The 18,276-nt window shown below is 48.6% G+C and carries 19 protein-coding genes; 11 read left to right on the plus strand and 8 right to left on the minus strand.

Annotation, left to right across the window (positions count from 1 at the left end):
- Nucleotides 1-559: 559 nt before the first annotated feature.
- Together C5O19_RS16635 and C5O19_RS16640 are read right to left on the minus strand one after the other, a co-directional pair.
- Nucleotides 560-1,702 carry an FAD-dependent oxidoreductase gene (locus C5O19_RS16635; RefSeq protein WP_104714528.1) on the minus strand — a complete coding sequence of 381 codons (1,143 nt, stop codon included), beginning with the start codon at nt 1,700-1,702 and terminating at the stop codon, nt 560-562.
- Between the two features lie 29 nt (nt 1,703-1,731).
- Nucleotides 1,732-2,490 carry a helix-turn-helix domain-containing protein gene (locus C5O19_RS16640; RefSeq protein ID WP_104714529.1) on the minus strand — a complete coding sequence of 253 codons (759 nt, stop codon included), beginning with the start codon at nt 2,488-2,490 and terminating at the stop codon, nt 1,732-1,734.
- A 209-nt stretch (nt 2,491-2,699) separates the two neighbouring features.
- On the opposite strand from C5O19_RS16640, the gene C5O19_RS16645 reads away from it, so the two are divergent.
- A complete protein-coding gene (locus C5O19_RS16645) occupies nt 2,700-4,031 on the plus strand; it encodes an AAA family ATPase (protein ID WP_104714530.1) in 1,332 nt (443 codons plus the stop codon).
- 122 nt (nt 4,032-4,153) lie between these two features.
- Nucleotides 4,154-5,392 carry a tetratricopeptide repeat protein gene (locus C5O19_RS16650; protein ID WP_104714531.1) on the plus strand — a complete coding sequence of 413 codons (1,239 nt, stop codon included), beginning with the start codon at nt 4,154-4,156 and terminating at the stop codon, nt 5,390-5,392.
- Between the two features lie 114 nt (nt 5,393-5,506).
- Here C5O19_RS16650 and C5O19_RS16655 read toward each other — a convergent pair whose 3' ends face one another.
- Nucleotides 5,507-6,553, minus strand: a complete 1,047-nt coding sequence (locus C5O19_RS16655) for an Atu2307/SP_0267 family LLM class monooxygenase (protein ID WP_104714532.1) — start codon at nt 6,551-6,553, stop codon at nt 5,507-5,509.
- A 481-nt stretch (nt 6,554-7,034) separates the two neighbouring features.
- Between C5O19_RS16655 and C5O19_RS16660 the strand changes: the two genes are divergently transcribed.
- Entirely contained in the window at nt 7,035-8,603 is a 1,569-nt protein-coding gene (locus C5O19_RS16660; RefSeq protein WP_104714533.1) for a tail fiber domain-containing protein, read from the plus strand.
- Nucleotides 8,604-8,650: 47 nt separating this feature from the next.
- Nucleotides 8,651-10,168: a T9SS type A sorting domain-containing protein gene (locus tag C5O19_RS16665; RefSeq protein WP_104714534.1), complete on the plus strand. Its 1,518-nt coding sequence runs from the start codon at nt 8,651-8,653 to the stop codon at nt 10,166-10,168.
- A 109-nt stretch (nt 10,169-10,277) separates the two neighbouring features.
- Here C5O19_RS16665 and sugE read toward each other — a convergent pair whose 3' ends face one another.
- Entirely contained in the window at nt 10,278-10,598 is a 321-nt protein-coding gene (gene sugE, locus C5O19_RS16670) for a quaternary ammonium compound efflux SMR transporter SugE (RefSeq protein WP_104714610.1), read from the minus strand.
- A 218-nt stretch (nt 10,599-10,816) separates the two neighbouring features.
- Nucleotides 10,817-11,158 (minus strand): winged helix-turn-helix transcriptional regulator, encoded by a 342-nt coding sequence (locus C5O19_RS16675; RefSeq protein ID WP_094808561.1) that lies wholly within the window; start codon nt 11,156-11,158, stop codon nt 10,817-10,819.
- A gap of 117 nt (nt 11,159-11,275) precedes the next feature.
- Between C5O19_RS16675 and C5O19_RS16680 the strand changes: the two genes are divergently transcribed.
- A complete protein-coding gene (locus tag C5O19_RS16680; RefSeq protein ID WP_104714535.1) occupies nt 11,276-11,677 on the plus strand; it encodes a DoxX family protein in 402 nt (133 codons plus the stop codon).
- Nucleotides 11,678-11,918: 241 nt separating this feature from the next.
- Here the strand turns inward: C5O19_RS16680 and C5O19_RS16685 are convergent, their stop codons facing one another.
- Complete coding sequence (locus C5O19_RS16685) at nt 11,919-12,329, minus strand: DUF1810 domain-containing protein (protein WP_104714536.1); 411 nt, start codon at nt 12,327-12,329, stop codon at nt 11,919-11,921.
- Between the two features lie 170 nt (nt 12,330-12,499).
- On the opposite strand from C5O19_RS16685, the gene C5O19_RS16690 reads away from it, so the two are divergent.
- Nucleotides 12,500-13,759, plus strand: coding sequence for an erythromycin esterase family protein (locus tag C5O19_RS16690; protein ID WP_104714537.1), 1,260 nt, complete (start codon nt 12,500-12,502; stop codon nt 13,757-13,759).
- Between the two features lie 97 nt (nt 13,760-13,856).
- On the opposite strand, the gene C5O19_RS16695 is transcribed toward C5O19_RS16690, so the two are convergent.
- On the minus strand, nt 13,857-14,594 hold the full coding sequence (locus tag C5O19_RS16695; RefSeq protein WP_104714538.1) for an SDR family oxidoreductase: 738 nt from the start codon (nt 14,592-14,594) through the stop codon (nt 13,857-13,859).
- 70 nt (nt 14,595-14,664) lie between these two features.
- Nucleotides 14,665-15,543: a helix-turn-helix domain-containing protein gene (locus C5O19_RS16700; RefSeq protein ID WP_104714539.1), complete on the minus strand. Its 879-nt coding sequence runs from the start codon at nt 15,541-15,543 to the stop codon at nt 14,665-14,667.
- Nucleotides 15,544-15,862: 319 nt separating this feature from the next.
- Between C5O19_RS16700 and C5O19_RS16705 the strand changes: the two genes are divergently transcribed.
- The 5 genes from C5O19_RS16705 to C5O19_RS16725 all read left to right on the plus strand — a co-directional run bounded on the left by C5O19_RS16705 (nt 15,863) and on the right by C5O19_RS16725 (nt 18,217).
- A complete protein-coding gene (locus C5O19_RS16705) occupies nt 15,863-16,228 on the plus strand; it encodes a VOC family protein (protein ID WP_104714540.1) in 366 nt (121 codons plus the stop codon).
- A gap of 181 nt (nt 16,229-16,409) precedes the next feature.
- The gene (locus C5O19_RS16710; protein WP_102202514.1) at nt 16,410-16,907 is read left to right on the plus strand and encodes an antitoxin Xre-like helix-turn-helix domain-containing protein; all 498 of its coding nucleotides are present in this window, start codon (nt 16,410-16,412) and stop codon (nt 16,905-16,907) included.
- A gap of 4 nt (nt 16,908-16,911) precedes the next feature.
- Nucleotides 16,912-17,388, plus strand: coding sequence for an RES family NAD+ phosphorylase (locus tag C5O19_RS16715; protein ID WP_104714541.1), 477 nt, complete (start codon nt 16,912-16,914; stop codon nt 17,386-17,388).
- A 105-nt stretch (nt 17,389-17,493) separates the two neighbouring features.
- On the plus strand, nt 17,494-18,006 hold the full coding sequence (locus C5O19_RS16720) for a DUF2975 domain-containing protein (protein WP_094808569.1): 513 nt from the start codon (nt 17,494-17,496) through the stop codon (nt 18,004-18,006).
- Nucleotide 18,007: 1 nt separating this feature from the next.
- Nucleotides 18,008-18,217: a helix-turn-helix domain-containing protein gene (locus C5O19_RS16725; RefSeq protein ID WP_104714542.1), complete on the plus strand. Its 210-nt coding sequence runs from the start codon at nt 18,008-18,010 to the stop codon at nt 18,215-18,217.
- Nucleotides 18,218-18,276 lie beyond the last annotated feature (59 nt).

The raw sequence follows: 18,276 nt of genomic DNA on the forward strand, positions 1-18,276 counted from the left end.
CAAGACCAGCTATAGTTGTTGGGAAGGTGCTGAGAATGTATCAACAAACATAATGATTAAGAACTAGTCTAAATAGCAATTAGCCCAAAATGCAATTAAATGAGACTCAATCTTTAATTAATGAGATGTAGAAAAGAGGAGGGGTGGATGATTCATGGGTATAGAATAGCCATGAATAGAATAAGCATTTAGATTATGAAAAGTAGAAGTTTAAAAAAGATTGACACTATTAATAACATTATAACGTAAAAAAAACGTTATGATAATTTATAAAGTTAATGTATTATTCCTCATTAACTTCTGAACTCTCAAACAAAACTGAAACGGATTTTAATAGGCTACTAAATATCAGGCTGAGCCTATAACTCTAGTTCGTCCCGCCGAAACCACCAACGAAGAGCCGTAGGGTCAACCCATTCCCTAGGGTTGGGTTTTAATCTAACCCTAAAAGCAACCGGGATTGAAACCAGTTTCTAATCATTCGCTACTTTTCTCGAACGAACGGACCTGCCCTACCCTGGGGCAGATCCGTCCTATTCTTTAGCCATATAGGCCAGCACTACCCTTTAAATACCGTTACTAAGGCTTCCAAAGCTCCCGGAGCGTGTAGCATTTCCGTAGATTCGAGGGTAGCTTTAGCCACTTGCGAGGCCCGGGATCGCATCTGCCGTTCGTAAGCTGCAATGGCTTCCAGCGTAGTCGCATACGCGGGATTCGTCAAGCACTGACTCAATTCGAGAGCGTCCGCCATGGCCATATTCACGCCTTCACCCGCGTAAGGTGGCATCAGGTGAGCCGCGTCACCCAGCAAAGTCAGGTTAGCTTGTGCTTCCCAGGTTTGATCTAAGGGCATGCAGTACTGTGGACGAGGGATAAAGGGCGTTTCGGCTTGGGTAAACAGTTCGGACCAATGATCATCCCACGCCGCAAATTCCGATTGAAACCAGGCCAGTACCTGATCTTTTTGGGTGAAGTCAATCCTTGACGTCCGTACCCAGTCCTCTTCCGTTCTGAATCCTGCGTAAAAGGCCATACTGCCGTCACCTTTTGAACTCACAATCAGTGACTGACTGTTTCCTAAGGCAAAGATCTTGCCTCCTTTTAACAGCTTATGAATGGATGGACTGGCTGTTTCGGCATTCGGAACGGCTCCTTCCAACACCGTAATGCCACTGTAAAAGGGTTTGATTTCCGTTAAAAACGGTCGAATGCGGGAACGAGCTCCGTCGGCTCCAATTACTAGGTCGGCTTGTACGGATGTTCCGTTTTGAAAAGTCAGTTCCCATCCTTCTTGTCTGGGTCGCATCGTCATCAATTGACGATCCCAAACCACCGTACCTGGCTGTAATGAATCCAGCAACAGGTTTCGTAAGGGCCCACGGTCAATTTCCGGACGATCGTCCTGATACGAATCCTGTACATGATCATCCCAGTAGATCGTTCCCTTCGCATCTACGACTCGTAACTTACCGGCATCGGGTCGGTAATGGGCCCAGAATGCTTCCATTAGTCCTGCCTGGCGGAGGGCTTCCAGACCCGACTCTTCGTGTAAATCCAGGGTGGCTCCCTGGACGCGGGCCTTTTCGTTCACATCCCGTTCGTATACCTTTACCTCGGCTCCTTGTAGTTGTAACAGGCGAGCAAGGGTCAGGCCTCCCGGTCCTCCGCCAACGATGGCGATTGTTTTACCTTGTATAGTCATGGCTTTTTGCGTTTAAATACGCAGCAAACCTAGACAGCAGGGAGGGTTGAAAATTGTATAAATCGGTCCTCGACATTTTTGCTTAACTCTTTGGGTACGACACCGGCAAACTTTTTCACTTCCCGAATGAAATGAGCCTGATCGGTGAAGTTCTCTTCCGGAAAGAGTTTTCCCTGACGAAGGTGCTCAAACGAAGCCCGGAAACGCAGAATGGTACTGTAGGTTTTTAAAGGCAAGCCAAACCACTGGGTAAAATAACGGTTGATCTGCCGACGATTCCACGTTACCCGCCGGGCTAGTTCTTCTACGGATATATCGCCCCGGGACTCGTATAATAATTCAAATAACTGCTGCTTTCGTGAATCAGGATTGGGTTGAATACGACGTTCAATGGATTCACTGACCCGGAAACAAAAGCTTGTAAAATCCTGAAGGTCCTCTGACTGAATTTCCCAGAATCCAGCCGGTAAGGAGCGACCTGTATTTAGCAGGGTAGCCACGCTTTCGCCCAATACATATTCCACAGCCAATAGATTTAAACTCACCGCAAACATCCGCGTACCCGGTGAAAGGTCCCCCTTGCCGGGTTCCGTATCCAGTCCGCGTAACATCGCCTGTACCGCCCCTGCCGGAGTCACTGAAAAGAGAATGTCCACGCGTCCGTCCGGCACAACAATAACCGGTAGCTTGTGCTCGGATGATTGTTCGAGCATCCAGAAACTTTCCACAAAGGTTGAAAGGGAGCCATCGGGCTTTCGAAATTGATAAGTTAAACCGTAGGTTGACATAGCGACTGGTGTAAGCAAATGATTATCCAAAGGTAGTACGTACCTGTAAAGACGATACGCCAGACGTCCCTTATCGCTAGCGAAAACCAGATTTGGAATACCCTATTTTGTATTTCAATTGGCCCTAACCTCAACGATGTATGCAATAAGCCATTAAAATTGAATTTGTCAAAAAGGCCGAGTAACAAGCCGATCCCGTATTTTTGGGCATGAATCAGTCCCAACTCGATGCCCTTCGCGAAGCTCTTCAGGTTTCGCCGCAGAATGTACCCCTTTGGCGAATGCTGGCCGATGCCTACTACCAGCTCGCTCGGTATGAAGAAGCTCTCGAAGCCTATAAAGCGGCCCTACAACTCAGTGCTGACCTGGATTTAAAATTCAGACTGGCCGAATGTTACCTGCAACTAGCCAGTTTCTCAACGGCTCACGTCATTGCCGAAGAATTACTGGATACGGCTCCCTCACCTCAGGTTCTGTTTCTGCTGGCTCGTATTGCCCTGGCATCTGGTGATCTACAGGCGGCAAATGCGTACTACAAACAGGCCACCGCTCAGGATCATACCCTAACGCAGGCGGAATTCGAACAGCAACTCAATCAGGCCATTCGGGATTCGGGTTTGGGTCAAACCAGCAGTTTCGACGAGGTGATTGACCGCATCGAAGCGGAAGGTTCAGGGCTTATCGAAAAGCCCCGCGTCACCTTTGCCGAAGTCGGTGGGCTTACGGCCGTCAAGGAAGAAATCGCATTAAAGGTGATTCACCCGCTCAATAATCCGGAAATTTACAAAGCCTTCGGCAAGAAAATTGGCGGTGGTATTCTGCTATACGGCCCTCCCGGTTGTGGGAAAACGCTGTTGGCACGGGCTACGGCCGGTGAAATCAAAGCGAATTTTATTTCAGTAGGGATCAATGAAGTGCTGGATATGTGGATGGGTAACTCCGAAAAAAACCTGCACGATCTCTTCCAGCAGGCCCGGATGCATACGCCTTGCGTTCTGTTTTTCGACGAAATTGATGCCCTAGGTGCCAGCCGGACCGATTTACGCAAAGCGGCGGGCCGTACCCTCATCAACCAATTTCTGGACGAACTGGATGGGGTGAAGTACAGTAACGAAGGCATCCTGATTCTGGGAGCGACCAATACGCCCTGGTACCTGGACACGGCCTTCCGTCGCCCGGGTCGTTTTGATCGTATTGTATTTGTCAGTCCGCCCGATGTAGCGGCCCGGGTAGAAATTCTACGAATCCTGCTGGCTGATAAACCGCTCGAAGGAATCGATTACCAGTCCATTGCCAAACAGTCTGACGGCTATTCGGGGGCAGATTTACGGGCCCTGGTCGACCTGGCTATTGAACAGAAATTACCTGAATCACTTCGGCAAGGTCGGGTACTGCCCCTAACGATGGCTGACTTTAAGGAAGCCCTACGCAGGCATCGCCCTACGACCAAAGAATGGTTTGCAACGGCTAAAAATTACGCTCTATACTCGAATGAGAGTGGTCTGTACGATGATATTTTGACTTATCTGAAGCTAAAGTAGCATGTATAAAAATGCTTCAGCCGAGGTAATTTCTTACTTACTACCGATTCCCTTTCGGTTGTATTCTGTCTTGTCCTTATCGCCTACCTTTTGTATTAACTGTACGTAAACCATTCTTTCGTTTGGAATCAAATGCCCTTGATAAAGCCCGTTTGCTGATGAATCTCAACCGCACCGCGGAAGCGATTCAGGAATTACGGCAGTGGCTGTTGCAACAACCCGAAGATTTAGAAGCCCTGATTCTGCTTGTACAGGCCTACATCAATACGCACGAGTATCCAAAGGCACTGGAAACAGCCGAGGAACTCCTGAGCCAGGCACCTGACTATTCCATTGCTCACTATTTTCACGGCGTGACCTTACTCCTTGCCAAGCGATACGCTGATGCCGAACAGGCTTTACTGGAAGCCGTTGAGCTGGATCCCTGGGATGCGGACTATTTCAATATGCTCGGCACCCTGCACAACCTGCAGAAGCATTGGGAAAAAGCGTTGTTTTACGCCGACCAGGGCCTGGCCATTGACCCCGAACATGTACAGTGTCTGAACACGCGTACCGAAGCCCTAACCAAATTAGGGCGGCTGGAGGAAATGCAGAGTACCATTGAAGAAACCCTGGCTGCCGACCCTCACAACGCTTACACGCACGCCACCGTCGGCTGGAGTAAACTGGAACGGGGGAATATTTCGGAGGCCCGACAGCATTTTGCCGAAGCCTTACGGATGAAGGCGACGTATGAGTTTGCTCAGGAGGGTATGAAAGAAGCCGTAAAAGCCAAAAATCCTCTGTATCGGGCTTATCTCAACTATTCCTTCTGGATGAGTCGTCACCAATCGAGCATGCAGTGGTCGATCATTTTGGGAGTACTGCTGGGGCAGAATCTGGTTCGCCAGTACGCCGAACGCTTTCCTGTTTTGAATGTACTATTGGTCCTCATCATCGCCTTTCTGTATTTTACCTGGGTCATGATGCCGGTTGGTTACCTGATTCTACAGTTGGATTCGTACGGAAGAATGGCTCTGGAAAAAAATCAAAAGCGGCTGGCCTGGATTACGGGTATCGCTCTATGCGTAGGGGTCCTATCGTTAGCCGTTCATTATTGGCTGGATTACGGTCCCTTATTTCTGTTAGGTATGTACGGACTGCTGGTTATTATTCCGCTATCCCGACTGCTCGATCACCCCGAACGTATTCCAACCTGGCTGAAAGTCGTAAGTTGGTTGATTATTGGCTTGGGAGCGTTAGCCGTTCTGGTTGGATTTGTCTACCTCGGCCTGGGTCTTCTCCTGGGTTATCTAGCCTTTTTCGGGGTATTAATTTATAGCTGGTTGTATAATTTTGCCTCGATGCGAGGAGCTTAAAGTATTAATTTCTTGAGTAATTGAAAAAAATAAAACCCGAGTTGAGGTGTCTCAACTCGGGTTTTTTATAAACAACTTCTTATACTGCCTGGAGTACTTAGTGATTCTATTTTTTTATACCGTTTGCCGGGAAGCCATTTCCTTACGAATGACTGGGGCCACCTCCGTACCAAACAATTCGATGGCTCTGAGTATTTTCTTGTGCGGAACCAAATGCCCGCCGATGAGTTGGGCCAGGTACCGAGTTTGCTGGAACAACTCGTAGAAGTACATGATTTTGTCGATGATTTGCTGGGGACTGCCCACCATCAGAGGTCCACTTTTTTGCATGAACTCGACATAATCCCGGCCAATGGGTGACCAGCCCCGCTCCCGTCCTACGCGGTTCATGATAAGTTCATAGGGTGGAAAAAAGTCGTCGATAGCCTGTTGAGCCGTATCGGCGGCGTAGAAATGCGAGTTGATGGCCAACGGAAGTTTACTTACGTCGTGACCCGCTTGAGCGGCCGCCTGCCGAAAGAGCTTGACAAAGGGCACGAAGCGATCCGGCGTTCCGCCAATAATGGCTACCGTCATGGGTATATTCAGCGAGCCAGCCCGAGCCGCCGAAGCAGGCGTACCCCCTACAGCTAGCCATACGGGTAAAGATTCCTGTAAAGGTCTTGGATACACACCCAAGTTCTGAATAGCTGCTCGAAACTGTCCCTCCCAACTAACCTTCTCGCTCTGATTAATGGCTAACAGTAATTCCAGCTTTTCCGTAAATAAGCCATCGTAATCGTTGAGGTCGTACCCAAACAAGGGGAAAGATTCAATGAACGATCCTCGCCCCGCCATAATCTCCGCCCGTCCGTTTGAGACTAAATCCAGCGTCGCAAAATTCTGAAAGACCCGTACTGGATCGGCTGAGCTTAATACCGTTACTGAACTGGAAAGTTTGATGTTTTTCGTCTGAGCCGCCGCCGCTGAAAGGATTACTTCCGGTGCCGACACCACAAAATCAGGCCGGTGGTGCTCACCTAGGGCAAAGACGTCCAGACCTACTTCATCGGCGAGTTTAATTTCTTCGAGCAACTGCTGTACTCGTTCGTGGGCATTACGGGCTCCACCCGAAACGTGATCGGGATGGATTTCACCAAAACTGGAAATACCAAGTTCCATGCGTTAAAGCTAGATAGGATTCGATTTGTTGGCTTAATGAAAAAATCCAGTAAATGATTCCTTTTTCGCCGTTTTTCCAAAACCCGTGCCCTTTTTAAGGATTTTTCGTAGCAAAATAAACCCTTATATACTTAATTAAATACTAAGCACATAGTACTAAAAACTATTTAATACTCATTAAATAATACAAGTATTACTACAAGAGGATTCAAGTATTACTATAGCTTCTCAAATACGTATACAATTCCTTTGCTCCCCAATTCACAACTCTTATTTAGATATTCCAAATCGTTTCCGCTAAAATGATTACTATCTATCCACTGAACCTTTCTTTTTTACAGCTCGATCCCTACGCTGTTTCCTTGCTATATCTGAAAGCTTCCTGAGTTCTTATTTGACGGTTTGTTAGGCCTGGCGGTTTCATCGCTCAGGTGATTCTTTTTATTTCTAATCAATTTTTTTCATCCAATTCCTTTACCCTATGAAGACTAAACAACTACTTACCACTGCTTGCTTTTTGGCGGCCCTGTCAGCAGCTCCTTCACTCCAGGCTCAGATGAAAATCGGGGGTACGGGTGCTCCTAATGCGGCAGCCTTATTAGATTTAAATACGAATCCCTCTGCCAACTCTGGTATTCTTTCCAAAGGACTTTTAATGCCTCGTGCCTGGCTTACTACGACGACGACCTGGGGCTTAGCGGGTAGTGCCGTTACCGGTATGACTGTTTATAACGGTAACGGTGCCATAACCAGTGAAAACGTGAATTATCCGGCGATGGGTGCGGGTGAATACTACTTTGACGGTACGGGCTGGGTTAGTAAAAAGCTCGCTCAACCCTGGAATGTAATAGGTACTACCAACCCGGCAACCTCTAATAACCAACATATTTACCAGAAGGGTTGGGTAAGTATCGGTACTTCGCAGCGGCAAGGAAGACTGACCATTGTGAACGATGGTGCCGGTACGGGAGATGAAGATAATGTTCGTGTATTCAGCTACGGTAATGGTACCAGCCCGGGATTAATCTTAACGAGTTCCCGAGGCAGTGAAGAATCACCCTCCGATATTGTGACGAATACGGAATTGGGAAGTGTATCCTTCGGAGGACGCGTTAATAATGCCTTTGCTCCCTTTATGTCCCGAGTGATTTCCTACTACAAGGGCGATGGAACAAACAACCTTAGTACTCTGCAATTGCAAACCAGTGGAACGAATCGGCTGATGATCAATGAGGAAGGCAGATTTGGTCTTGGTACCGTTAACCCACAGTTTTTTGTTGAAACCAGAAGTGGTCGCCCCACAGAACCAGTAGTCGCCTACTTCGATAATGGCGGTGACATTGGAGCAGATCGGGGAATTGCCTTCCGTAGTGGCGGTGGTGCATTCTTCGGTTATGGCCGCTTTGCGGAACACATCGGTGCCAAAATTATTGCTGGTAGTGACAAAAGCATCGGCTTTTTCACGCATGGCGATTCCATGAACCCAAGTGATTCCAGCAACAGACTTCGCATGACCATTTCCTGGAATGGTCGGGTAGGTATTGGAACATCGGCACCCGGTTATAACCTGGATGTGGCAGGTACGATTAACGCTTCTGCAAACGTTCGTGCCGGTGGCGTTGTATTGACGTCTGACGCTCGTCTGAAGCGTAATATCAAAGCCGTTGACAATGGACTTTCGCTCGTCAGCCAACTCAAACCTGTATCTTACGAAAAGAAAAGCTCCGTAGCTAGTCAGGACTACAACCGTTCAGAAATCGGCTTCATTGCTCAGGATCTTCAGAAAGTACTCCCGATGCTGGTAGAAGAAGGAAACGATGCGGATAAAACGCTTTCGGTAGATTACAACTCCCTGATTCCGGTACTGACCAAGGCAATCCAGGAATTGAATGCTAAAGTAGAAGCCCTAACGACTGAGAATACGCAATTACGGACCGCTGCGGCCAAAGCAGAAAACGCCGAGAAAGCCGTAGCCAGTCTGTCCGATCAGATCAAGGAATTACAACAACTGCTGGGCGTGAGCAAAAAGCAGGCTCAGGCGGCGAAGTAAGCCGTAGGCTTTTCAGCGTGTGTTTTCCAATCTTTATTCTGATCGCTATGCATTCAACTACTAAACGATACGCGGTCACCCCCTGGATCAGTGCGGCTATAGCTTTACTGCTAAGTCCATTGGCGGGGATGGCCCAATCCACTACCCTTGGTGGGGATAGTTCTCCGGTCATCATCGACGGAGGTACGGTTTCTGACTACAGTCCCGACGGACTCTTTATTCTGGCGGATGGTAGTATGACCCTGCTCAATAACAGTACCTTTGAGCACGGTAACTCGCTCTTCAACAACCGGGGTGCCTGGCTCAGTACATCCAGTCTGGACTTATTTGCGGCTCAAGGGAATGGTACTATTGCCGGGACCATCGCTCCCAACTTTGCCAATCTCCGCTTTAACATTGGAGCCAATGTGATGGCTATTACCAACAGCCAGGGCATCAACGTGGCAGGTACCTTAAACTTCCATAATGGCATCACGACTACCGTTCGGAGTGCCACCAGCCTGGGAGCCATCCACTTTGGAACAGCGGCGGTTTATGGAGATAATAACGCCAGTGACACCAAGCACGTTGATGGCTACGTCAGTAAACGAGGAAGCACTCCTTTTTTCTTCCCCGTCGGCAGTGGTACGGACTACCGACCCCTACAAACGTTGAGCGTTCCAACGGGAGACAATGAATATGCGGTCGCCTGGATTACGGGCGATCCTACCACTACGCCGGACCCCTCCGACGGTGGTAGCACGCATCCGATTACGGCTGTAGGCTCGGGTATTATGAGTGTGAGCCCGGCCGGGCAGTGGGATTGGATTACGGTGCAGGGTACTGCGGACCAAGTGAATGTACGCGTATCCATGCCTGACATGACCGGCTTTGCCACGGCTCAAAACCTGCGATTAGTGGGCTGGAATGGTACACAGTGGATTGACCTCAGTGGCGGAGCCACCGCTACGGGCAATCAGGAGGACCGGACGATCACGGGTACTATTCCGACCGGTGCTACGATTACCGCCCTGGCCATTGGTTCCGTATCCTCGGCGTTACCCGTCTCCTTGGCCCGTTTTGAGGTCAGTAAGGAAGGAAATGCGGCTCTGCTAACCTGGCTTACGGCACAAGAGAAAAATACGAAAAGCTTCGAAGTGGAGCACAGTCTGGATGGCCGTAGCTGGCGAACCATTGGTTCAGTAGCTGCGAAAGGCAACAGTACTGCAGAGCAACGTTACAGCTTCCTGGACACAGATCCAGCCAATGGTATAAATTACTACCGCCTGCGGATGGTTGATTTCGATGGCTACACGGAACTCACGCGTTCTCAAAGTATAGCTTTCGAATTAGCCGCACAGGCCAGCGTGTATCCGAATCCGGTAGCAGATGTACTGACACTCCATGTGAAGGATCAGACCAAATTACAGGGCGTACAGGTACTTTCTTCCATGGGAACGACTGTTTACCGTACCTCAAGTCCCGGTAGCCAGCTCTCCATGCAGGGCTTAAGCAAGGGTTTGTACGTGGTACGTTTACAATTTGTGAACGGTACGGTAGAAACCTTTAAAGTGATCAAGCAGTAGTTCGCGGTTAGGTAAAAAGTAATAAACCCGGTCTTTGTACGAAGACTGGGTTTATTTTTTAGTGCGTTATTATTTACCACCAGAGAATGCCTTTTACATCTCTTAGCAATTAATGAGAAGAAGAAACTTTCATTAGTACCAGCCCTGCGATAATTAACACAGCAGCCAAAATGCGAGTGAAATTAACTGACTCACCCAGTAGAATGATTCCCACCAGAAAAGCTCCTACCGCTCCTATGCCCGTCCAGATTGAATAAGCCGTACCGAGGGGTAAGGTTCGCATGGCTACGGACAACAGCCCGAAACTGGCCAGCATGGCTATAAGCGTGAGGATAGAGGGGGTAAGGCGAGAGAATCCCTCGGATTGTTTCATGAAGTACGCCCAGACGACTTCCAGCAGTCCAGCGAAAATTAAATAGATCCAGGCCATGGTTTGGCTTTTTTTAAAATAAGCCGGGCCGTCCCGAATGCGATTCCCTGCGTGGGGGAGGTCGTCCTCCAGTGACTTAACGTAGTTCGTGCTGTCTAAACTTCCCCAGGCATTCAAAAATTCCCGTTTGGGTTCATTTTTAAATTCTGGCAGTAATGGCTATGCGGTAAAGTAGGTCGCTATGCTACACAAAGCCCTTTTCATAATCGAATCATTCTTTACTTTCCAATAATCTGCTTCCGGTGGGCCAGTCCCCAGTAATGCAGTTCTGCGATTACTTTTTCCAGCGACAGCCCGTGCGGCGTAATCGAGTACTCAACCGTCGGTGGGAACGTATCATGCACTTCCCGTTTCACGAGTTGGTTCGATTCGAGCAATTTCAATTCTTTCGATAGTGTCTTATCGGTAATCCCGGCGACCTCTTTGGAAATCTGTTTAAAGCGTTTAGGCCCCGAAGAAGATAAAGCGAACAAAATCAGCAATTTCCACTTCCCTTCCAGAGCCTCCAGGGCATCTTTGATCGATAACATCGTACTAGGGCAACCTTCGCTAGTAAGCATCAGACTGGGTTTTAAGGGTACGTTACTATCCAACTGGAAAGTGCTATCCCAGCGGATAGTGCTTTCTACAGGATAGCAAACTTACCTAGTTTCGTGCCATTCCAAATCAATCAGCACATGAAAAAGAACCGAATCTTGCACGTAACCCTTTGGCTTATCCAACTCATGCTGGCGGCAAGCCTGCTCTGGGCCGCCAGCATGAAACTATTTCAACCCCTGGATACCTTAGCGGCGATGTGGCCCTGGACGAATCAGGTACCCCGATCGCTGGTGACGCTTACCGGAATGGTCGATGTACTGGGAGCTTTGGGTCTGGTATTACCGATGCTGGTTAACGTGAAACCTGCACTGACGCCGCTCGCAGCGGTGGGAGTAATTCTGCTGATGATCACCGCCAGTATTTTTCACATCGCCCGCGGGGAGGTATCGCTCATTGGTGTAAATGTTATCTTTACACTACTGGCCGCCGGGGTCGCCTGGGGTCGATGGACGAAGGTACCCATACGTTCATTTTTGTAAGATATGAAGACGCCGTACCGAATTAAACCCATTGTTGTGTACCCTATGTGGACTTACTTCTGACCAATGTCAGGCGGTTCTGTCATCGACCGTTTATAACCCAACAGTCAACGAATTATTCCCTTTTGTACCCATGGGAAGCCCTGTCGATGGGTTCTTCCAATGGAACGAGCCTGGAATAGGGTCTGGGACGTAGGGTCGATTGCAATCAATGGAATACCAGTGTCCGATTATCAGCTGATTAACCCAGTAGATGTAGCGTCTGGGCATCCGCTTCTCCTTGATAGAATTTATCCAGTACCCGCTGAAATACGGGATCACTTGCTTCGAGCGTAGCAAACAGGGTCATGGAGGAACGTAATTTCAGGTCATCGGGACTTCCCAAAACGACCGTAGCATTGGCTATCGGCAGATCCAGCAGGGCCTGGGAAATTTCGATAAGACGAGGCCCGAGCACGGGATGTTGTACATAGGCCTGAGCCTCCGCCCGGTCCGCAATACCATAGTGCTGGGCCATGTGACTATAACCGAGTCCTTTCAACTGCGGAAAAATGTACCACATCCAATGACTCCGCTTCCGCCCGTTTTTAATTTCAGACAAAGCCTGAGCATACTCTTCTTGTTGAGCTTCTATAAATCGGTTGAGGTCCATCGTAGTAATTTTTGCTCCAACTGGTATAAAAAGAGTTGTGCCTAAACCTTTCAAACCCATTCTATCCTTAATTTCATGCAACCTCTCCTATCTAAACCGCATCCTCATTTTCAAGACGTTTTTAGACAAAAAACGCTGTTTTTTACCACGCCTATCCTTATCGTCTTGCGATGAAAGCAGTACTTTTTACTACCTTTTCGCTTCTTCTGGTCTTACCCTGCTTTAGTCAGGCTATTAAAAAATATGTCACTGAACATACGGTCAATATTGAGCATGTGGAGACTTCTACTGCCGACTATAGGGACCTAGAACCGATTGGTAAGGCCATTGGTGATGCCCGCGTAGTAATGCTGGGCGAACAGGATCACGGGGACGCAACGACCTTTCTTGCCAAAACCCGTTTAATCAAATACCTGCACGAACAGAAGGGTTTTAATGTACTTGCCTTTGAAAGTGACTTTTATGGCTTAACGAAAGGCTGGGATGAAGTAGCGAAACGCTCCGAAACCCTTATCCCTTTTTTCAGAGAAAACATTTTTCCCATCTGGACGCGTAGTGATGCCTGTCAGTACCTCTTCGAAAACTATATCCCGCACACCTTCCAAACTCAGCAACCCTTGCAGGTTACGGGTTTTGATTCCCAGCTTTTTCAAGCGTACAGCTTTCAGCACCTGAAAGAAGACCTGGATCGACACCTGGTTGAAACCCATGTAAATGCAACATTCGCCACGGCCGCCGCGTACCAAACCTTCCTTGAGGCCGTAGCCGCCTTACTGGCTAAACCCCTTAATCCTGAGTTTTTTACGAATGAAATGGTTCAGGTACTGGAAGACGGGTTGCAAACGATACGACAGGCCCAGCTTGCCAATAACGATTCCTCATACTGGCAGATCGTCGTCGAAAACCTGAAGGCCCTCACTAGGAACTCTAATCGGGTACGGGATCAAGCGATGGCGGTGAATCTTAACTATGTCGTGAATGAAAAATATAAAAACGAAAAGGTGATCGTCTGGGCGGCCAATACGCACGTAATGAAGTATACCGATCACATCAAAAGTAAGGCGAAACAATTCGATCAGGTCATTTTTGAAAACATGGGTACTGCGTTTGTCAGAGACGGGGCGACGAAAACCTATGTACTCGGTTTTGCTTCGTACCAGGGAACGGCCGGGCGATTGGGAGCACCGACGTTTTCCGTTCAGGCCCCGCACAAAAACGGATTCGAGAATTGGATACCAGAGCAGATTCATTACGGCTTTGTGGATTTCTCTTTCTACAACGCTACCTACAATTACCCACAAGAACCCTTTCTGATGAAATCACCTATGCATTTTACGATTCCAGGCCGCGTCGCGGCCATTCCCTGGAATTTGGCATATGACGGTATTTTCTTTATCCGGGAAATGCGGGCGGTGAAAAAAGCGGAGTAAGGGATCATCCGAAGATAAGGAACGCGGGCGGGAGACGCTCTGCATTATTCTTAAGAGAAGAAAACCCCACCAGGAAGTACCTAGTGGTGTTCCGGTTTTACCAGGGACAGTTAGCCGGCTCCGGAAAGTATTCTTCACTGAAAAATTTACCCGTTGGTCCATCCGATCCGATCGTTGCGTATTTAACGATCCGTTCGCCGGCCTGGGCTACCGTACTGGTCCCGTGATGATTGGTAAAATCGGTCTGCGTATAACCGGGACAAACGGCATTTACCTTGAAGGACGTATGGCGAAGCTCGTACGCCAGATTGATCGTGTACATGTTCAGGGCTGTCTTTGAAGATTGATACGCCACAAAACGGGTGGGATAGCTCTCCGAAGTCAGGTCGGCGGCCAGCGTAAGGGAAGCCATGCTGGTACTAACATTAACAATTCGCGGCTCGGCGGCTTTCCTTAACAAATCAATGAATACCTGCGTCACTCGGATTACGCCGAACAGATTGGTATCGTACACGGTTTGAAACTGCTCGATGGGTGACCCGAGGGCCGACTGTTCAAATCCACCCGAAATACCGGCATTGTTGACCAATATATCCAAAACCTCCGTTTGCTGACCGATACGCTCGCGGGCGGCTTGAACCGAGGCTTCGTCCGTCACATCCAAAGCGATCGCTTCGACGTTGCTGAATCCTTCTGCCTGAAGTTTTTCTACTGCCTGTACGCCTTTAGCCAGGTCACGGCTTCCGAGATACACCTGAAATCCTTTTTGAGCGATCTGTTTGGCTACTTCCAGCCCAATGCCTTTATTGGCTCCTGTTACTAATGCTACTTTCATTGTTTGAACCGTTTAAAACTTACGGGGCGAAAGTAGCGAGCCCCTACCCAGGGCTTCTGGACTAATCGTGTTATTTACCGGACAAATCGTGCCCTTCCGTCAAAAAGGAACGGACGCTTTTGCCGGTTCTTTTTTTGAATACCCTCGAAAAATAATCGGGATCATTGAAACCCAGCTCGTAGGCTAGTTCTTTGACCGAAACGCTGGAATACTGTAGTTTACGTTGGGCTTCCAGTATTAATCGGCTAGTAATCCATTCTTTGGGCGAAACCCCCGAAAATTCCTTCACTACACTGTACAAGCCGCTCGGGGTCAGGGACAATTCTTCCGCGATGGTATAGATTTCCGGTTGTTCGGTTAAATGGTTTTCCACTACTTGTTTGAAAGCCGCGTATTTGGCCAGTCTGGGATTTGAACGTACCTTCTGCTGGCTTTGCTCGAAGTAGGCACTATTGAATTCCGTTAGCAGGGCGTTTAAATAGGCTAGAAGGATCGGTACATCAGCCCGTCGTTCCGAGGCATGGAGCAATTGAAATAATACGGACAGCAGAGCCTTGACCCGCTGTTTAGACGCGGGATTGAAAGTAATAGTGGTTAATTGATGCGGATTGAGCAGAAAGGAATAGGATTGCGGTAATAGGGCCAGCGTGGTTTCATCAAAACCAACCTTAAAATGTTGAGTCCGGGCGTGCGAATACGAATTGGCGAACACCTGATTCGGCAACCCCATCAACAATTGGCTGTCCGATAGAATCACGTTTTGCAAATCCGCCATATACGTGGCTGCTCCCTGATCCATAAATACAAAATAGTAGTACGACAACTTATGAGGTTGCAGTAGCGTTTGCAAAACTCGTTCTGATGGTGGTTTCGTACAGTTTTCGTTGACGGTCAACACCAGCGTATCGTGATGTCTGATCTGTTGGAGTAAGCCTTTTGTATCTTTCATAGCCTAGCTTTTATTCGCATTCCTCTATACGAGCGACCTGCCTCGTTTCATACGTAATTAATTACTCGCGTTGTATACAGACTCCCAGTTTAATCGTGGAGCGTACGGATCCTTTCTCCTACTTGATCGCCATCCCAAGGAATTCAGATTGCTTTCAGAAAGTTTCATCTTGCCTGGTTCTTCTCTACATTAAAGCGAGTAGACGATGCACTTTTTCGTGCAAACGTTTCGAGAGAGTATCTTTCATTAAAAGTCAGGTTTGCTATCTTGGCGGCTCATTCTAGTTTTCATCCTCGTCATCTCACTGAACCGCTAACGCATGGCATCTCCGCTGTTAGGCCTCCGAACCACCATTTACGCCGCTCCTGATCTGGAACAGACCAAGGCCTGGTACACCGGTTTTTTGGGTATTGCTCCGTACTTCGATGAGCCTTTTTACGTGGGCTACAATGTCGGCGGTTATGAATTAGGCTTGGACCCACATCTGGCACCTGCTCTGGGTTCGCCCGTTACGTACTGGGGCGTAGAGCACATCAACGAGGTGTATCAATCGCTGCTGGAAAAGGGAGCAAAATCGCTGGAAGAACCCCAGGAAGTAGGCGGCGGTATTTTCGTGGCCACGGTACAGGATCCCTTTGGTAATACGCTGGGAATCATCTATAATCCGCATTTTCGATTGGAATAATCTCTTGTAGAATTTCTCAAGGGCTTGCCAACGGGAAATTTCACCGCATGGACTCGTTCTTTCGTTGCTTTTTGTTCGTCCTAACGCAACGATTTTCACCTACCCAGGAAAAGAATACGACAAAATGGAATTTTTTCACTCGTGTGTGTGTATATTTACCATACACTAGTAAAATCATTCTATGCAAGCTGTTTTGCCCGTAACGCATCTGATCCAACAAGCCCGGCAAGGCGTACTACGTGCCCGGGTGGACGAAGTAGCCGCCCTTGCCGGCTTGAGCGACAAGGAAATGGCTCACGTACTGAATATGTCCGTCCGGGGTCTGCACGGGAAAACTCCCTCGGAGGTACTTTCCCTGGCCGCCAGCGAGCGTTTGCTCTTACTGGAACGCTTACTCCGGCACAGTCTAAACGTTTTCGATGGTCGGTCGGAATTGGTTAGTCGCTGGTTGCATACCCCCCTGCCCGAATTAGCCTACGCCGAGCGTACCGAGGAACCCGGGCCTACACCACCGCTACGAAGTATGGGATCGTTTGAAGCCCCGGTTGCCGAAGCGTACAGCAGCCCCGCCACCAGCGAACAGGAAGCCCAGTCGCCGCTTGCCGTACTGGATACCGTTTCAGGCTTTGCCTTAGCCGAAGACGTACTCGGTCGGATTGAATGGGGAATCATTAGTTAAGTACATGGACGTATTTCGTATCAACAAAGAACCTTACCACACGGACCCCTTGTCGACGGTGGGAAGTTATAAATACGGGGGTCGCTGGAACCCCAAAGGCATCGGTATTCTCTACACCAGCCGAACGCCGGAACTGGCCCTGCTGGAAACGCTGGTCCACCTGCCGCCCCTGCTCACGAGCGAGCTGCCCCGTTTGTGGCTCAGTACACTCCGCCTACCCGAAGATCCGCAAACCGTTTTCTGGCTGAATCCCAGTCATTTGCCCGCATACTGGAACGCTCCCTCCCTCTTCGCCAGCCAGACGATTTTGAAAGAATGGCTGAAAGATCCCTTTTGTCTGGCCGTAGGCGTACCCTCGGTCATCATGCCTGAATCGTACAACCTTTTGTTACATCCGCGTCACCCGGCCTATATCGACGTTCAGCTGATTCACCAGCGAGTATTACCGCTGGACACGCGGCTACGAAGTGGTACGGCTTAAGTGAAAGGACATAGGGTCTCCTCCCAAAAGATTATTATTTTTCTTAATTAATTATTGTTTTACGATAATTAATTGTTGCTTTGTAAGGTCTAACGATTCTTACCGATGGCAACCGTTCGTTTTATCTCCCGCATCCTGTTTGTCCTGACCCGCCTGGCGGCCCTGGGCTATGGACTTTCCTTTGTACTTTCTGCCCTGGCTTTTGCCACGGGCTGGTCATTACATGTAAATGAGCAGCAAAGCCGATTTGAAATTTATTATCCCTTCACGACGAAGCCGTACCTACTGGGAGAATACAATCCCGGCTATCTGTGTATGTTTCTGTTATTACTGGGCATGTATACGCTATTCTTTTATCTGGTGAGCCGGGTTTTTACGGTTTTTACCCAAACCCGACTGTTTACCCCCTACGGCATCCGGCAATTGCAGTGGTTTTACCGGGGGAATCTGCTATTACCCACCCTGGTAACCGTGCTGATCTCGCTGGTTTATCCCCTTGGTTCGCCGGTAGAGGTACTTATCAGCCTGCATTTCCTGCTCGGGGTATTTACGTATTTTCTAGCTGTTATTTTTCAACAGGGGCTTACGCTTCAAAATGAACAGGACTTAATTATTTAGTATGCCCATCATTGTCAACGTGGATGTCATGCTCGCCCGCCGGAAAATGCAGAGTAAAGAACTAGCCGAGCGACTGGGCATTACACCAGCCAACTTGTCTATCCTCAAAACAGGCAAAGCTAAGGGCATTCGTTTCGATACGCTGGAAGCACTGTGTCAGATTCTGGACTGTCAACCCGGCGATATTCTTGAATACGTAGCCGAGCCCTAAGCCCTTTTTCCCTTCCTCTTTTCTTGTACTCCCGCTTTCAGCGAGAGCGGGAATCGCTA

The organism is Siphonobacter curvatus (assembly GCF_002943425.1).
GTDB classification, from domain to species: Bacteria; Bacteroidota; Bacteroidia; order Cytophagales; family Spirosomataceae; genus Siphonobacter; species Siphonobacter curvatus.

What these genes read in the sequence shown, in the direction of transcription:
- C5O19_RS16635 (WP_104714528.1), bottom strand. Translation starts at nt 1,702, where the DNA reads ATGACTATACAAGGTAAAACAATCGCCATCGTTGGCGGAGGACCGGGA.
- C5O19_RS16640 (WP_104714529.1), bottom strand. Translation starts at nt 2,490, where the DNA reads ATGTCAACCTACGGTTTAACTTATCAATTTCGAAAGCCCGATGGCTCC.
- C5O19_RS16645 (WP_104714530.1), top strand. Translation starts at nt 2,700, where the DNA reads ATGAATCAGTCCCAACTCGATGCCCTTCGCGAAGCTCTTCAGGTTTCG.
- C5O19_RS16655 (WP_104714532.1), bottom strand. Translation starts at nt 6,553, where the DNA reads ATGGAACTTGGTATTTCCAGTTTTGGTGAAATCCATCCCGATCACGTT.
- C5O19_RS16660 (WP_104714533.1), top strand. Translation starts at nt 7,035, where the DNA reads ATGAAGACTAAACAACTACTTACCACTGCTTGCTTTTTGGCGGCCCTG.
- C5O19_RS16665 (WP_104714534.1), top strand. Translation starts at nt 8,651, where the DNA reads ATGCATTCAACTACTAAACGATACGCGGTCACCCCCTGGATCAGTGCG.
- sugE (WP_104714610.1), bottom strand. Translation starts at nt 10,598, where the DNA reads ATGGCCTGGATCTATTTAATTTTCGCTGGACTGCTGGAAGTCGTCTGG.
- C5O19_RS16675 (WP_094808561.1), bottom strand. Translation starts at nt 11,158, where the DNA reads ATGCTTACTAGCGAAGGTTGCCCTAGTACGATGTTATCGATCAAAGAT.
- C5O19_RS16680 (WP_104714535.1), top strand. Translation starts at nt 11,276, where the DNA reads ATGAAAAAGAACCGAATCTTGCACGTAACCCTTTGGCTTATCCAACTC.
- C5O19_RS16685 (WP_104714536.1), bottom strand. Translation starts at nt 12,329, where the DNA reads ATGGACCTCAACCGATTTATAGAAGCTCAACAAGAAGAGTATGCTCAG.
- C5O19_RS16690 (WP_104714537.1), top strand. Translation starts at nt 12,500, where the DNA reads ATGAAAGCAGTACTTTTTACTACCTTTTCGCTTCTTCTGGTCTTACCC.
- C5O19_RS16695 (WP_104714538.1), bottom strand. Translation starts at nt 14,594, where the DNA reads ATGAAAGTAGCATTAGTAACAGGAGCCAATAAAGGCATTGGGCTGGAA.
- C5O19_RS16700 (WP_104714539.1), bottom strand. Translation starts at nt 15,543, where the DNA reads ATGAAAGATACAAAAGGCTTACTCCAACAGATCAGACATCACGATACG.
- C5O19_RS16705 (WP_104714540.1), top strand. Translation starts at nt 15,863, where the DNA reads ATGGCATCTCCGCTGTTAGGCCTCCGAACCACCATTTACGCCGCTCCT.
- C5O19_RS16710 (WP_102202514.1), top strand. Translation starts at nt 16,410, where the DNA reads ATGCAAGCTGTTTTGCCCGTAACGCATCTGATCCAACAAGCCCGGCAA.
- C5O19_RS16715 (WP_104714541.1), top strand. Translation starts at nt 16,912, where the DNA reads ATGGACGTATTTCGTATCAACAAAGAACCTTACCACACGGACCCCTTG.
- C5O19_RS16720 (WP_094808569.1), top strand. Translation starts at nt 17,494, where the DNA reads ATGGCAACCGTTCGTTTTATCTCCCGCATCCTGTTTGTCCTGACCCGC.
- C5O19_RS16725 (WP_104714542.1), top strand. Translation starts at nt 18,008, where the DNA reads ATGCCCATCATTGTCAACGTGGATGTCATGCTCGCCCGCCGGAAAATG.